18 protein-coding genes are annotated in these 14,235 nt (G+C 60.8%); 9 read left to right on the top strand and 9 right to left on the bottom strand.

Features of this window, described 5'->3' with window-relative positions; translation table 11 throughout:
- Positions 1-5: 5 nt before the first annotated feature.
- Positions 6-515 (bottom strand): GNAT family N-acetyltransferase, encoded by a 510-nt coding sequence (locus FHW37_RS06820; RefSeq protein ID WP_145634279.1) that lies wholly within the window; start codon positions 513-515, stop codon positions 6-8.
- Between the two features lie 94 nt (positions 516-609).
- On the opposite strand from FHW37_RS06820, the gene FHW37_RS06825 reads away from it, so the two are divergent.
- Both FHW37_RS06825 and FHW37_RS06830 read left to right on the top strand, forming a co-directional pair.
- The gene (locus FHW37_RS06825; protein WP_145634281.1) at positions 610-837 is read left to right on the top strand and encodes a hypothetical protein; all 228 of its coding nucleotides are present in this window, start codon (positions 610-612) and stop codon (positions 835-837) included.
- Positions 821-1,114, top strand: a complete 294-nt coding sequence (locus FHW37_RS06830) for a type II toxin-antitoxin system RelE/ParE family toxin (RefSeq protein WP_246690695.1) — start codon at positions 821-823, stop codon at positions 1,112-1,114. Before FHW37_RS06825 ends, FHW37_RS06830 begins: the two co-directional genes overlap by 17 nt.
- 68 nt (positions 1,115-1,182) lie before the next feature.
- Here the strand turns inward: FHW37_RS06830 and gatA are convergent, their stop codons facing one another.
- Positions 1,183-2,664 (bottom strand): Asp-tRNA(Asn)/Glu-tRNA(Gln) amidotransferase subunit GatA, encoded by a 1,482-nt coding sequence (gene gatA / locus FHW37_RS06835; protein WP_145634283.1) that lies wholly within the window; start codon positions 2,662-2,664, stop codon positions 1,183-1,185.
- 58 nt (positions 2,665-2,722) lie between these two features.
- Positions 2,723-3,010 carry an Asp-tRNA(Asn)/Glu-tRNA(Gln) amidotransferase subunit GatC gene (gatC, locus tag FHW37_RS06840; RefSeq protein ID WP_145634285.1) on the bottom strand — a complete coding sequence of 96 codons (288 nt, stop codon included), beginning with the start codon at positions 3,008-3,010 and terminating at the stop codon, positions 2,723-2,725.
- A gap of 256 nt (positions 3,011-3,266) precedes the next feature.
- Here gatC and FHW37_RS06845 point away from each other — a divergent pair, with 256 nt between their 5' ends.
- Positions 3,267-4,127 (top strand): M48 family metallopeptidase, encoded by an 861-nt coding sequence (locus FHW37_RS06845; RefSeq protein ID WP_145634287.1) that lies wholly within the window; start codon positions 3,267-3,269, stop codon positions 4,125-4,127.
- A gap of 64 nt (positions 4,128-4,191) precedes the next feature.
- Here FHW37_RS06845 and FHW37_RS06850 read toward each other — a convergent pair whose 3' ends face one another.
- A complete protein-coding gene (locus FHW37_RS06850; RefSeq protein ID WP_145634289.1) occupies positions 4,192-4,902 on the bottom strand; it encodes a metal-dependent hydrolase in 711 nt (236 codons plus the stop codon).
- Positions 4,903-5,009: 107 nt separating this feature from the next.
- On the opposite strand from FHW37_RS06850, the gene ruvX reads away from it, so the two are divergent.
- Positions 5,010-5,504, top strand: a complete 495-nt coding sequence (gene ruvX / locus FHW37_RS06855) for a Holliday junction resolvase RuvX (protein ID WP_145634292.1) — start codon at positions 5,010-5,012, stop codon at positions 5,502-5,504.
- Here the strand turns inward: ruvX and FHW37_RS06860 are convergent.
- The 3 genes from FHW37_RS06860 to FHW37_RS06870 all read right to left on the bottom strand — a co-directional run bounded on the left by FHW37_RS06860 (position 5,441) and on the right by FHW37_RS06870 (position 6,717).
- The gene (locus FHW37_RS06860) at positions 5,441-5,773 is read right to left on the bottom strand and encodes a DUF6105 family protein (protein ID WP_145634294.1); all 333 of its coding nucleotides are present in this window, start codon (positions 5,771-5,773) and stop codon (positions 5,441-5,443) included. The genes ruvX and FHW37_RS06860 overlap by 64 nt on opposite strands.
- The gene (locus FHW37_RS06865) at positions 5,770-5,973 is read right to left on the bottom strand and encodes a hypothetical protein (RefSeq protein ID WP_145634296.1); all 204 of its coding nucleotides are present in this window, start codon (positions 5,971-5,973) and stop codon (positions 5,770-5,772) included. The genes FHW37_RS06860 and FHW37_RS06865 overlap by 4 nt, the downstream gene beginning before the upstream one ends.
- Before the next feature lie 99 nt (positions 5,974-6,072).
- On the bottom strand, positions 6,073-6,717 hold the full coding sequence (locus tag FHW37_RS06870) for a TetR/AcrR family transcriptional regulator (RefSeq protein ID WP_145634298.1): 645 nt from the start codon (positions 6,715-6,717) through the stop codon (positions 6,073-6,075).
- 189 nt (positions 6,718-6,906) lie between these two features.
- On the opposite strand from FHW37_RS06870, the gene FHW37_RS06875 reads away from it, so the two are divergent.
- A complete protein-coding gene (locus tag FHW37_RS06875) occupies positions 6,907-7,842 on the top strand; it encodes an AEC family transporter (protein ID WP_145634300.1) in 936 nt (311 codons plus the stop codon).
- On the opposite strand, the gene FHW37_RS06880 is transcribed toward FHW37_RS06875, so the two are convergent.
- On the bottom strand, positions 7,824-9,476 hold the full coding sequence (locus FHW37_RS06880) for an acyl-CoA dehydrogenase family protein (protein ID WP_145634302.1): 1,653 nt from the start codon (positions 9,474-9,476) through the stop codon (positions 7,824-7,826). The two genes, FHW37_RS06875 and FHW37_RS06880, sit on opposite strands and share 19 nt — an antisense overlap.
- Positions 9,477-9,658: 182 nt before the next feature.
- On the opposite strand from FHW37_RS06880, the gene FHW37_RS06885 reads away from it, so the two are divergent.
- From FHW37_RS06885 to dprA, 4 genes are all read left to right on the top strand, one after another.
- Positions 9,659-10,600, top strand: coding sequence for an aspartate carbamoyltransferase catalytic subunit (locus FHW37_RS06885; protein ID WP_145634305.1), 942 nt, complete (start codon positions 9,659-9,661; stop codon positions 10,598-10,600).
- Complete coding sequence (locus FHW37_RS06890) at positions 10,597-11,886, top strand: dihydroorotase (protein WP_145634306.1); 1,290 nt, start codon at positions 10,597-10,599, stop codon at positions 11,884-11,886. The genes FHW37_RS06885 and FHW37_RS06890 overlap by 4 nt, the downstream gene beginning before the upstream one ends.
- Before the next feature lie 196 nt (positions 11,887-12,082).
- A complete protein-coding gene (gene plsY / locus FHW37_RS06895; RefSeq protein WP_145634308.1) occupies positions 12,083-12,700 on the top strand; it encodes a glycerol-3-phosphate 1-O-acyltransferase PlsY in 618 nt (205 codons plus the stop codon).
- A gap of 21 nt (positions 12,701-12,721) precedes the next feature.
- Complete coding sequence (gene dprA / locus FHW37_RS06900; protein WP_145634310.1) at positions 12,722-13,867, top strand: DNA-processing protein DprA; 1,146 nt, start codon at positions 12,722-12,724, stop codon at positions 13,865-13,867.
- Here the strand turns inward: dprA and FHW37_RS06905 are convergent.
- Positions 13,847-14,050: a hypothetical protein gene (locus FHW37_RS06905; protein WP_145634312.1), complete on the bottom strand. Its 204-nt coding sequence runs from the start codon at positions 14,048-14,050 to the stop codon at positions 13,847-13,849. The genes dprA and FHW37_RS06905 overlap by 21 nt on opposite strands.
- Positions 14,051-14,235: the final 185 nt, after the last annotated feature.

The raw sequence follows: 14,235 nt of genomic DNA on the forward strand, positions 1-14,235 counted from the left end.
CCGGTTCAGAATTTCGGCCCGTAGGTGCCATCCCAGTCTTCAACGAGGCGCTTTGACAGCCCCACCGACTGCACGTCCCGGTCGATCCTCGGCGAATAGGCGATCGACAGCCAGTGGACGGTATAACCATGCCTTTCGAAAAAGCCGACCGCCTCGGCATTGCGGGCATGGGTCTCGATCCTGGCGATCTCGAACCCCTGATGGACGATCTCTGCCTCGACTTCCTTGAGCAGCGCCTTGCCGAGCCCCTGCCCCTGATGGGCGGGATCAACCCAGAAGTCAGTAATCAGCTCATCCAGCTTTTCACGCGCGGACCAGCCGGCGACAGTGCCATGCAGCTCGACGACATTGACCGTCAGCCAGTAATCACGGGCAAAGGTGCGAAAGGCACGACGCGCATTGTCGCGCATATCGGTCATCTCACCGATCGCGACCATCGCCTTTTCCCAGGCGCGGAAGCCGATTTCGGAGATGATTTCCGCCTCATCTTCACGCGCGTTGCGAACGATTGCCATATGCTCTCTCTATCTCACCTGTGAGTAGAACAAAGAGTTCCGGTTTTGACCAGCAATCCGGATGGAGTTGGTTAAGGCAAACTGGGGAAAAGCCGTGACGATTGGCGCGACCTCGATTTCACGCTATAGTGCGGGCATGAGCGAGACCAAGGGAAAAATCAGCTTCAAAGACCTGACGGCCCCCGCCGAAGGCCAATCGACCGATGCCGATTATCTTGCGTGGAAAGAGGCGAAAATCCGCAAGGCCCTGAAACAGGCGGAAGACCGCTCGCTGATGGTTCCTGCGGAAGAGGTCTGGAAACGATTTGGCTTTGAACGTTGAGTTCACCCCGGAAGCCGTATCAGACCTGCGTGACATTCACGCCTATATCGCCGAATTCGACCCAGGAACTGCAGACCGCGTCATTTCCCGTATCAGGCAGACGACCGATATGTTCGGGCATTTTCCCATGCTCGGCAGAGAAGGTAGCCTAAGCGATACGCGGGAATTTGCCATACCCGGCCTTCCCTACACGATCGTCTACCGGATCAGCAGCAAGACCAGTCTCGATATCCTGACGATCGTCCATCAGCGCAAACGATACCCTCCCGAAACGTGAGCTGAAGCATCACCTGCTTCGCCGGCCAAAAAATCGGTCGGCGAAGACAATTCATGGGAAGCGCTTGCTTACCACCACTTCGCCGGCGTGAATTTGCCAGCTGCCTGTTCGATGACATGCGCCGTCTTGAACAGCGTTTCTTCCTCGAACGGCTTGCCGATCAGCTGCAGGCCGAGCGGCAGGCCCTTCCGGTCGAGGCCGGCGGGGACTGCGATGCCCGGCAGGCCGGCCATGTTGACCGTCACCGTGAAGATGTCGTTCAGGTACATGGCAACCGGATCGGCGGCGAGATCCTCGTCGGCAATGCCGAAGGCCGAGGACGGTGTGGCCGGCGTCAGGATGGCATCGACACCGGCATGGAACACGATCTCGAAATCGCGCTTGATCAGCGTGCGCACCTTCTGGGCCTGCAGATAATAGGCGTCGTAATAACCGGCCGAAAGAACATAGGTGCCGATCATGATGCGGCGCTTGACCTCGGTGCCGAAGCCGGCAGCGCGGGTCTTTTCATACATGTCGGCAATGTCCTTGCCGTCGACGCGCAGGCCGTAACGGACGCCGTCATAACGGGCGAGGTTCGACGAGGCTTCGGCGGGCGCGACGATGTAATAAGCCGGCAGCGCGTATTTCGTGTGCGGCAGCGAGATATCGACGATCTCCGCACCGGCATCCTTCAGGAAGGCGATACCCTGCTGCCAGAGCTTTTCGATCTCTTCCGGCATGCCGTCGACGCGATATTCCTTCGGAATGCCGATCTTCATGCCCTTCAGCGACTGGCCGAGAACCTTTTCGTAATCCGGCACCGGCAGATCGACCGAGGTGGTGTCCTTGGCATCGACCGAGGCCATCGACTTCAACAGGATCGCCGCATCGCGCACGTCGCGAGCGATCGGGCCAGCCTGGTCGAGAGAGGATGCGAAGGCAACCGTACCCCAGCGCGAGCAGCGGCCATAGGTCGGCTTGATGCCAACGGTGCCGGTGAAGGCGGCCGGCTGGCGGATCGAGCCGCCGGTATCGGTCGCGGTGGCACCGGCGCAGAGATGCGCGGCAACGGCTGCGGCCGAACCACCGGAAGAACCGCCGGGAACGAGCTGCTGGTTGGAACCTTCAGCCTTCCACGGATTGATGACCGGGCCGTAGAACGAGGTTTCGTTGGACGAGCCCATGGCGAATTCGTCCATGTTCAGCTTGCCGAGCATCACGGCGCCATCGTCCCAGAGGTTCTGGGTGACGGTCGATTCGTATTTCGGCTTGAAACCGTCGAGAATGTGGCTGCAGGCCTGGGTATGGACGCCTTCGGTGGCAAACAGGTCCTTGATGCCGAGCGGGACCCCTTCGAGCGCGCCTGCCTTGCCGACGGCATAACGCTCGTCGGAAGCCTTGGCCATGGCGATCGCCTTGTCCGACGTTACCGTCACATAGGCGTTGATGACCGGATTGGCGGCCTCGATCGCCGACACATAGGCCTGTGTCAGTTCGACGGCGGTGATTTCCTTCGAGACCAGCTTTTCGCGGGCTTCGGCAATGGTCAGGCTGGTCAGTTCGGTCATGATCTTTTTCGGCTCGTTCGAATGCGGGAAACGGTCGGCAGCGCTTGGGTTAAGCAGCTTATTCGACGACCTTCGGAACCAGGAAGAAATTGCGGTCGGTGGCCGGCGCATTGGCGACGACATCGTCGGCCTTGTTGCCGTCGGTGACGTCGTCATGGCGCTTGCGCATGTCCATCGGGGTCACCGAGGTCATCGGCTCGACACCGGTCACATCCACTTCGGACAGCTGCTCGACGAAATTGATGATGCCATTGAGCTCGCCAACCATGCGATTGGCATCTTCCTCGGTGACCGCAAGGCGGGCAAGGCGCGCAACGCGCTTCACTGTGGCGAGATCGACGGACATGGCTTTACTCCGGGCAAGATAATTCCTCCCCGCTATAATGGCGACGCACCAGCTGCGCAACGGGGTAAGGCCGCGCTCTTCAGCAAAACCGCCGCGAAAGCGCAGCTTGTCGCCACGATAGAGCACCATCACGCAGCGTTGCAGGAATGCAACGTCCGCGCGTCCAGTGCATTAGGCGGTTTGCCTTGCCCGCCGATGCCCTATGTCCCGCCTCGCCACCATTTGAACATAATCTTTATTGCGAGAGGGAATATCCATGGAATTCAAGATTTCAAGAGTCCGGCATCCGAAGGAGAAGTTCTACGGATCACTGATGCTGGTGATCGGATCTCTGATCTGGCTGATTGCCGTTGGTGCGATTGTCGCCGCCGTCATGCTGGCGCCGGAAGGCATCGCAATCATCTTCGTCGTCGCTTTTTATATCGCTCTTCTTTGGTTCATGAGCTTCGTCGCCCGTGCCCTGACGCGCGCCTACATGATCGGCCATTACGTGATGGTCAGCGAGCAGCAGTTTCCGCAGCTGCACAAGATGGTTCAGGACGGCGCCCGGGCGCTTGGTCTGAAAGAGGCGCCGCAGGCCTTCGTCTACAATTCCAGCGGCGTGATGAATGCCATGGCGCTGACGCTGGTCGGCCGCACGCGTTACATCTGGCTGACGTCGCAGCTGATCGATGCCGACAATGAAGAGCAGGTGAAATTCGTCATCGGCCACGAGCTCGGCCACCATGTTGCCGGCCATCTCGACACGGTCCCGAGCCTGCTGCACCTGCCGGCCTATATCGTGCCCTTCCTCGGCCAGGCCTATTCGCGTGGCCGCGAACTCACCTGCGACCGCGTCGGTCTCGTCGTCTCCCGCAACATCCAGGCATCGCGCACGGCATTGCAGATGCTGGCCTGCGGCAGCGCCAAGCTGAATGCCCAGATGAACCCGACGGCCTTCGAGGCGCAGGAACGCATGGTGCCGTCGATCGCCGGCTTTTTCCTGCACATCTTCTCGTTCTATCCGCGCCTGACGCGCCGGGTCGAGGCGATCAGCCAGTTCGCCCAGTCGGCCAATCAGAGCCCTGCCCCGCAGGTGCGCGAGCAGGCCGGCCGGGTCGAACCGCAGATGGCCTGAAGCCTGTGCCAGAAACACGATATGCCGGGAGGGCCCGGCATATCGCTTTTATTCAAGGTTTTGCTCAGTAGCTGAGCACGGTGCCGGGCGCCGGCGCCTCGACGCGGGTCTTCAGGCCTTCCATGCCCTTGATGAACTTTTCCGGCGTCTGTTCGATGATCGGGAAAGTGCCGTAATGGCAGGGAATGGCGTGCTTGAAATCGAAGAAGCGCTGGCAGGCGAGCGCTGCCACGGCACCGCCCATGGTGAAGCGATCGCCGACCGGCACGAGGCCGATATCCGGCTGGTGCAGTTCGTTGATCAGGCCCATGTCGGTGAAGATGTCGGTATCGCCCATGTGCAGGACCGACATTTCGTCTTCAAAATGCATCATCAGACCGTTGGCCGAGCCGAGCGAATGGGCAACGCCCATCTCGTCGACCTGGCCGGAGGAATGCAGCGCCTGGGTGAAGGTGACGGAAAAACCATCAAAACCGACGGTGCCGCCGGTATTGCCCATTTCCAGCTTCTCGACGCCCTTGGTGCCGAGCCAGGAGGCGAGATCGGCATTGGCGAGAACGACGGCGCCCTTTTCCTTGGCGATCGCGGCCGTGTCGCCGACATGGTCGGCATGGCCGTGGGTGAGCAGGATATGAGTAATGCCGTCGGTAACATCCTTGATGTTCAGGCCGGCATCCGCAAACGGCTGGTTATAGGTCAGGAATGGGTCGATCAGGATCTTTGCCTTGGCGGTTTCGATCCGGAATGCGGCATGGCCGAGCCAGGTGATCTTCATGGAAGTTCTCCGTCGATGGATGATGTAAAAACTTTTGGGAGTGTTAAAGACTGCTTTTCCGCCTGAGGAATATAGGCGAGCTGATACAAGGACGAGATGTATAGCGCATGACCGTGATGACGATAGAGGAATTCGCAGAAATCCTGACGCCGGGTCAGTGCGTCGCAGGGCTCGATCTCGGCACCAAGACGATCGGGCTTTCGCTCTCGGATCTCGGTTGGCGATTCGCATCCCCTCGCCCCGTCATCAAGCGCGTGAAGTTCACGCTCGATGCCGAAGTGCTGCTGAGCTTTGCGGAAAAGGACAAGGTCGGCGGTTTCGTCATCGGCCTGCCGATGAATATGGACGGCTCGGCCGGGCCGCGTGTTCAGGCAACCCGCGCCTTCGTGCGGTCGATGAGCGAAAAGACCGACATCCCTTTCATCTTCTGGGATGAGAGGCTGTCGACGGTTGCTGCCGAACGGGCACTGCTGGAAATGGACGTTTCAAGGGCGAAGCGGAAGGAGCGGATCGATTCGGCCGCTGCCAGCTTCATTCTTCAGGGTGCGCTGGACAGGCTTTCGTCGCTGCGCAGGGAAAGTGCAGCCGCGCGGGACAGCTGACGGCGGCGCCACCAGGCCATGATCTGCTTGCGCTTGCGCAGGCCGATGATCGCGAAGACGACAAAACTGTCGAACACCATGGCGCGCGCGACGAGCGGCGGGATGGTTTCCGGCGGAATGCCGAGAATATTGCCATAGACCTGGAAAACGAGGTCATGCGTTTGGCGGGTCAGCATGAAAAAGCCGAAGCTCATGTCATAATAGGAGAACCCGTACCAGCTGGTGAGCAGGAGTACGGGGCCGGCCCAGAGAATCAGAAACCACTTCATGCGGTCTCGCCTTTCGGTTCGACTGGATAAAAGTCCAGCACTACCACCCATCTTGACAGGGCCATGAGGCTCAAGACAAGCGCGGGTACCGAAATATCCAGGGCCAGCACCGCGAAGATCGTCGTCATGACGACCAGCAATGCACGATCCCAGAACAAGGTTCCCATTGTCATGACGCCCGGTACAAACTTGGTTAACAATCGGTTAACCTGAATTTAGGCGCCAAGGATTTTCGTGCAACGCAAACCGATGGATATGGTTAATTTCCGTTGGCCGTCTGTGGACAGGCGTCGCGCGGATCAGCCGTAAATGGCGCGAACAAGGCGCTTTACGGCTGCCTCCACCTTCTCCCAGTCTTTCTTCGTCTTCAACGCGACGCCGGCGAACTGGCCGCTGACCGAAGCCGAAATGACGAGATGCTGGATGGAAGCGAATATGAGGGCGTTGGTGGTCACCGTGTCGACGCCCTTCGGCGGTGTCAGAGAGCCACGCATGTGCTCCAGCCATTTGCCGAGCGCCTTCATGCGCGCTTCCGAAAGGCGGCGGACCTGCGGCGTATCCTGCGAGACTTCCCAGGCGACGATCTTGCAGACCAGCGGGTCGTCACGCAGCGCTTCCATGAAATAGATGGAGAGCTTTTCCATCAGGTCGCCATAGGTGAGCAGGAACATGCCGCCGGTATCCTGCGGAATGCGATCCTGGACCCAGGAGCCGAGATCGGTACCGATCGCCTCGACCAGACCGTCGAGACCACCGTAATAGCGATAGATCAACTGCTTGTCGCAGCCGGCGCGGCGCGCGACGGCGTTGATGCCGAAACCCTGAAAGCCCTCTTCCGCAAGCAGGTCGCGCGCTGCGACAAAAATCGCCCGCTCGGTGCCGGCACGGTTGCGCGGCTTCGGCACCGCCCCTTGCGTTTGCGTCGTCTCAGCGATTTGCAGCATGCGCTTGTCCGTATCTCAAAAGTCTATCCTCCGCGATAAAGCGCGGATTTCGCCCCGACAAGCGGATCGGCAGGCGTTTGCGCGGTGATGCACAGGATTGCGCCATTGCAATCGGATCTTTTCCATGCAGAAGTCCTAAAGGGGGAGGACAGACGACAAGATCAATCAGCCACCAGTCTCCTCCGCTTCATGCTCGCCATATTCGAAAGCATCCTGCCGATCTTCCTTCTCGTCCTGCTCGGCGTCGGGTTGAAACGCACCTCCGTCATCGACAAGACCTTCTGGGACGGCATGGAGCAGTGCAGCTACTATGTCCTTTTCCCGGCGCTGCTGTTCGAGACCATGGTCAAGGCCAATTTCAGCGATACGAGCAGCATCAGCGTCAGCCTGATCGCCGTCGTCTCCTTCATGACCATGTCGCTTCTGGTCCTGTCGCTATGGCCGCTCCTGCAACGGCTGAACGTCACCCCTTCCTCCTATACGTCGCTTTACCAGACGGCGACGCGGTGGAACGGGTTCATGGCGCTCGCCATCGCCGCCAAGACTTTTGGCCCGCACGGGCTGGCCGTGGTTGGCTTGGTGATGGCGGTGGTGATCGTGCCGGTCAATATCGGGACGATCCTGGTGCTTTCGTGGTTTTCAGGCTCACGGCCAAGCATCCGCGGACTGATCATACGGATCGTGACCAATCCGATGATCCTTGCGACGATCGTCGGCATTCTCATCAACCTTGTCGGCATACCGATCTACCAGCCCGTCATGGGCGCGGTCGAACTTCTGTCGCAGGCTTCGCTCAGCCTCGGCCTGATCACGGTTGGCGCCGGGCTTCGGGTGCAGGATGCACTGAAGCCGAGCGCGGGCGTGATTGCTGCCGTCGTGCTGAAACTGGTCTTCTTCCCGCTCCTGGCGCTGGGTGTCGGCATTGCCTGCGGGCTTTCCGGCATCAACTTGGCCTTGCTCGCCCTCAGCGCTGCCGTGCCGACCGCGATGAACGGCTATGTTCTGGCCAAGCAGATGGGCGGCGATACCGAATTCTACGCCGCGGCGGCAACGGTGCAGACGGCGTGCGCCTTCTTCACCATTCCCGCCGTGCTGCTGTTTTCGAATTACGTCGCCGGCGGATAAAGCAGGTCGACGATGTAGCGCGCGTCGAAACGGGCATCAAGCATGCCGTAGGTCGAGCGCCATCCGCCCGCAAGCCGGGTTTCCAGAAATGCATCGGCGATTTTGCCGGCGCCAAGACGAGCCAGTTCCGCGGCACCGGCGGCAAGCGCCAGCTGTTCGACGAGAAGCCTTGCGGCGCCCTCATCGCTTTCGCAGAGCGCCATTGCGGCCCTCAGCACTTCAACGGTTCGCTTGCCCGAGGCGCCAAGATCGCGCTCGAAACCCGACAGCACGAGCTCGAACAGATCACGGCCACGGGACAGGACGCGCAGCACGTCGAGCGCCATGACATTGCCCGACCCTTCCCAGATCGCATTGACCGGGGCCTCGCGATAATGCCGGGCGATCGGACGCTCCTCGACATAACCGTTGCCGCCAAGGCATTCCATCGCCTCATAGATCAGCGACGGGGCGATCTTGCAGTTCCAGTATTTGACGACCGGCGTCATGACGCGGGCAAAGGCGGCATCGACCGGATTGCCACCGGCACGGTCGAAGGCCGTTGCGAGACGGAAGCCGAGTGCAGTCGCAGCGGCCACGTCGAGCGCCATGTCGGCCAGAACGCGCGTCATCAGCGGCTGGTCGATCAGTTTTCGGCCGAACACGCTGCGGCCGCGGGTATGATGCACGGCCTCGGCAAGCGAAGCACGCATGATACCGGCAGAGGCCATGGCGCAATCGAGGCGGGTCAACGTCACCATGTCGAGAATGGTGCGGATGCCGCCACCGGGCTCGCCCAAAAGATAACCGAAGGCATCGGTGAACTCGACTTCGGAGGACGCATTCGAGCGGTTGCCGAGCTTGTCCTTGAGGCGCTGGAACTGCAGGCCGTTGGCCGATCCGTCTTCCAGCAGCCGCGGCACGAGGAAACAGCCCATCGAATCGCCGGTCTTTGCCAGCATGATGAAACCGTCGCTCATCGGCGCCGACATGAACCATTTATGGCCGGAAAGACGATAGACGCCCTCGCCCACCCGCTCCGCCGTCGAGCGGTTGGCACGCACATCCGTGCCACCCTGCTTTTCCGTCATGCCCATGCCGAGCGTGATGGCGGATTTCTGCAGGGCCGGCCTGTTGGTCGAATCATATTTGCGCGACAGAACTTTTGGCGCCCACTCCTTATGAACGCGCGGCGAGGCCATCATCGCGGCAAGCGAGGCGCTGGTCATCGTCAGCGGGCAGAGATGGCCGCATTCGAGCTGCGCCGTCAGGTAAAAGCGCGTCGCACGGGCACGATGCTCGTTGCCGCGAGCTTCCGGAATGTTTTCCCAGATCGACGAATGCAGGCCGGTCTGCATCGAGCGGCGCATCAGTGCGTGCCAAGCCGGATGAAACTCGACCGTATCGAGCCTTTCACCGCGCGGACCATGGGTCTTGAGTTTTGGCGGATTTTCATTCGCCATCCGCGCCAGTTCCTGCGCTTCCGGCGACGTCACGTAATTGCCGAGCTGATCGTATTCGTCGCGGATCGCCCGGTTGAGGTCGCCGGTCAGGTCGACGACCAAAGGGTCGGACCGATAGGCATTGATGCCGGACCAGGGTTTTGGCTGGTTGAGCTCGGCGAGTTTCTGTTCTTCGTGCGACATGTCGTTCATGCGCCGGTTCTAGCGGAAGTTACAGAGCGTGGAAACGGCTCCCGTTCAGGAAATACCGTCTTCTCAACAAAAGCGACATCCCTGTTCAAAAGCCGCTTACCGGACGGGATATCGCCCCTATCGACTTGCAGGTCGTTTTCCCAAACCTTATAGACCGCCGAACGCAAGCGGAGACACGCCTCATGGTCTTCTTCCCCCACCGACATCTGATCGGCATCAAGGGTCTCACCGAACAGGACATCACCTATCTTCTCGACAAGGCCGACGAGGCTGTGAAGATATCCCGGCAACGGGAGAAAAAGACGTCCACGCTCCGGGGCCTCACCCAAATCAACCTCTTCTTCGAAGCCTCGACCCGGACGCAATCGTCCTTCGAGCTTGCAGGCAAACGGCTTGGCGCCGACGTGATGAACATGTCGGTCGGCAATTCGTCGGTGAAGAAGGGCGAAACGCTGATCGATACGGCGATGACGCTGAACGCCATGCGGCCGGACGTGCTGGTGCTGCGGCATTCTTCCGCGGGCGCTGCGGCACTTCTCGCCCAGAAGGTTGCCTGCTCGGTGGTCAATGCCGGCGATGGCCAGCATGAACATCCGACCCAGGCGCTGCTCGACGCGCTGACCATCCGCCGCGCCAAGGGCAAGCTTTCTGGCATCATCGTCGCCATCTGCGGCGATGTTCTGCATTCGCGCGTTGCCCGGTCCAACATCATTCTCCTCAACGCCATGGGCGCCCGCGTCCGTGTCGTGGCGCCTGCGACGCTTCTGCCCTCGGGCATCCGCGACATGAGCGTCGAGGTTTTCCACTCGATGGAGGAAGGCCTCAAGGATGCGGACGTCGTCATGATGCTGCGCCTGCAGCGCGAGCGCATGGCCGGCGCCTTCGTGCCGTCGGTGCGCGAATATTTTCACTTCTACGGTCTCGATGCGGAAAAGCTGAAAGCCGCCAAAGAAGATGCGCTCGTCATGCATCCCGGCCCGATGAACCGCGGCGTCGAGATCGCTTCCGAAGTTGCCGACGGTCCGCAGAGCGTCATCGAACAACAGGTCGAAATGGGGGTCGCCGTGCGCATGGCTGTCATGGAAACGCTGCTTGTTTCCCAGAACAATGGAGAACGCGCATGACCGTGACCGTTCTCAAAAACCTGCGCATCCTCGATCCCTCGCGCAATCTCGACGAAACCGGCACTGTTATCATCGGTGACGACGGCCGTATTCTGGCCTCCGGCAAGGACGCCCAGAACCAGGGCGCGCCGGAAGGCGCCACCGTCAAGGATTGCAAGGGCCTCGTCGCGACGCCCGGCCTCGTCGATGCCCGCGTCTATGTCGGCGAGCCCGGCGCGGAACATACCGAAACCATCGAATCGGCCAGCCGCGCGGCAGCAGCCGGCGGCGTTACCTCCTTCATCATGATGCCCGATACGGATCCGGTGCTGGACGATATCGCCCTTATCGAATTCGTGCAGAAGACGGCGCGCGACAAGGCGGTCGTCAACGTGCATCCGGCTGCAGCGCTAACCCGCGGGCTTGAAGGCAAGGAGATGACCGAGATCGGTCTCCTGCAGCAGTCCGGCGCCGTCGCCTTCACCAATGGACGCCATGGTCTTTCCGATACGCTGCTGCTGCGCCGCGCGATGACTTATGCGCGCGAGTTCGGCGCAGTGATCTCGCTGGAACTCAAGGAAAAATATCTCGGCAACGGGGTGATGAACGAAGGCCTGTTTGCCAGCTGGCTCGGCCTTTCCGGCGTGCCGAAAGAGGCAGAAATCATTCCGCTGGAGCGGGATCTTCGGATCGCCGCGCTGACCCAGGCGAAATACCACGCCGCAAAAATCTCGACGGCCGAATCGGCGCGCGTGCTGCGTGAGGCCCGCGAACGCGGCGCCAACGTCACCTGCGGCGTGTCGATCAACCATCTGTCGCTCAACGAGAACGACATCGGCGAATATCGCACCTTCTTCAAACTGTCGCCGCCGCTGCGCTCGGAAGAAGACCGTGTCTCCATGGCGGATGCGCTGGCCAACGGCACGATCGACATCATCGTCTCCTCGCATGATCCGCAGGATGTCGACACCAAGCGCCTGCCGTTTGCCGATGCCGCCGATGGCGCGATCGGGCTCGAGACGATGCTGGCTGCCGCCCTCCGCCTGCATCACGACGGCCGCGTGCCGCTGATGCGCCTGATCGATGCCATGTCCACCCGCCCCGCCCAGATTTTCGGGCTCGATGCCGGCACGCTGAAGCCGGGCGCGAAGGCCGATATCACGCTGATCGATCTGGAAGAGCCTTGGATCGTGTCGAAGGATATGCTTCTCTCACGTTCGAAGAACACGCCGTTCGATGACGCGCGTTTCTCCGGCCGCGCGGTCGCGACCTATGTCGCGGGCAAGTGCGTTTACAGCCTGAACTAGAAATTCGGTCGGACCAAAATTCGCTTGGTGCTTGCCCCTCATCCGCCTGCCGGCACCTTCTCCCCGTTCTGACGGGGAGAAGGATACAAGCGGCACACTCCCTGCCTCGATCGGGGCACGTCCCCTCTCCCCGTCAAAACGGGGAGAGGGTTAGGGTGAGGGGCAAGGCCGACATCAGATCCTCGGGGGGAACAAGATGGCAGACCTCTTCAACTGGCAGATCACGCTGCCAATCGCAGCCGGGGCGCTGGTTCTCGGCTATCTTCTCGGCTCGATCCCGTTCGGCCTGCTGCTGACACGGGCGGCCGGGCTTGGCGATATCCGCTCGATCGGCTCGGGCAATATCGGCGCGACCAATGTTCTGCGCACCGGCAACAAGAAGCTTGCCGCCGCGACGCTGTTGCTCGACGCGCTGAAAGCGACGGTTGCCGCCCTGGTCGGATATTATTTCTTCGGCCCGGAGGCGGGCCTGCTTGCAGGCTTTGCGGCCTTCATGGGCCACCTCTTCCCGGTCTGGCTTGGCTTCAAGGGCGGCAAGGGTGTGGCGACCTATATCGGCACCCTGCTTGGCGTCGCACCCTGGATGGTGCTGGTCTTTGCCGTGATCTGGCTGTCGGTCGCCAAGATCAGCAAATATTCGTCTCTATCCGCTCTGGTTGCAACTCTTGTCATTCCGGTTGTGCTGTGGTTCATAAACGAACCGAAGATCGCATTGGTCATGGCCATCATGACGGTGATCTCCTGGATCAAGCACGAAGCCAATATCAAGCGGCTGATTGCCGGCACCGAAGGCAAGATCGGCCAGAAGGGGTAAAGGCCCCGAGGGGGTGGCGGAATGGAGACTGTCGGCGCAAGACGAACCGGGATTGCGCTGACGGAAAGACAGAGGATCGCCTGGCTGAGGCTGATCCGCTCCGACAATGTCGGCCCGGTTACCTTTCGCGATCTCATCAATCATTGCGGCTCGGCGGAAAACGCGCTTGCCATGCTGCCGGAGCTTTCGGCTCGCGGCGGAGCCTTGCGGGCGATCCGCATCGCATCTGTTGAAGAGGCCGAACGGGAGCTGGAGGCGGTACGCCGCTTTGGTGCACGCTTCATCGGCATCGGCGAGCCGGACTATCCCCCTGCCCTGCGCCAGATCGATGGCGCGCCGCCGCTGATCAGTGTGAAAGGCGACCTCTCCATCGCGACGCGCCCCTCTGTCGGCATCGTTGGATCGCGCAATGCCTCGATCGCCGGTGCCAAGTTTGCCGCGATGATCGCACGGGACTGCGGGAGGGCCGGTTATTCGATCACCTCGGGCCTTGCCCGTGGCATCGATGCTGCCGCCCACCGTGCCAGTCTCGACACGGGAACGATCGCCGTGCTGGCCGGCGGTCTCGACCAGCCCTATCCGCCGGAAAATATTCCCCTGCTTGACGAGATCACCGAGGGCGCTGGCCTTGCAATCAGCGAAATGCCCTTCGGCTGGGAGCCGCGTGCGCGGGATTTTCCCCGGCGCAACCGGCTGATCGCCGGCATTTCACTTGGGGTCGTGGTCGTCGAAGCCGCCGAGCGCTCCGGCTCGCTGATCACCGCCCGGCTTGCCACCGAATTCGGCCGGCTGGTCTTTGCCGTCCCTGGCTCGCCGCTCGACCCGCGCTGCCACGGTACCAATGGATTGTTGAAACAAGGGGCGATCGTCACCACCTCATCTGCCGATGTGCTCGACATGCTGTCGCCGATCTCGCAAATCGATCCGTCGCAGGATTTCGTCGTCGAGGAACCGGACAAATCTGCCGCCCCTCTTCCGCCCCCTGATGACGACGACCGAGATCGGATCATTTCCTCGCTCGGCCCAACGCCTGTCGATATCGATGACATCATCCGCCACACGGGCCTGCCAGCCCAATGGGTCTATCTCGTGCTTCTGGAACTCGATCTTGCGGGACGGCTCTATCGCCATCCGGGCGGAATGGTCTCACTCGTGATGCAGGATTGAACGCTTGCGACGCCCCGCCTGAAGATCACCGGCCTCCACATAGGCCATCTCGATCAGATAGCAGAGCATCTCGGCTCCTTCGGCATAGGCAACCTGTCGCAACTCACCCAGCATCTGCCTTATATAGGCAATGCTGTCTCCGGTCTCCTCGCCGCGGCCTGTCGTGTCACTTTGGGGAACCATATCGCATTCCTGTTTAAGGGCCGGCCTGTTCAAGAGCGCGGCCTGTTCAAGAGCCGGCCTATTGAAAACGACGACCTGTTGAAAACCCCGGTTGCAGGGCTGCCATATAATGCGGTGTTGAAGCGGGATTGTTATTGTTGCAAGAACCATACAAGCGTTTATTTAAGATTGCAACAAATTGTAAA

Source organism: Neorhizobium alkalisoli (genome assembly GCF_007829835.1).
Classification (GTDB): Bacteria; Pseudomonadota; Alphaproteobacteria; order Rhizobiales; family Rhizobiaceae; genus Neorhizobium.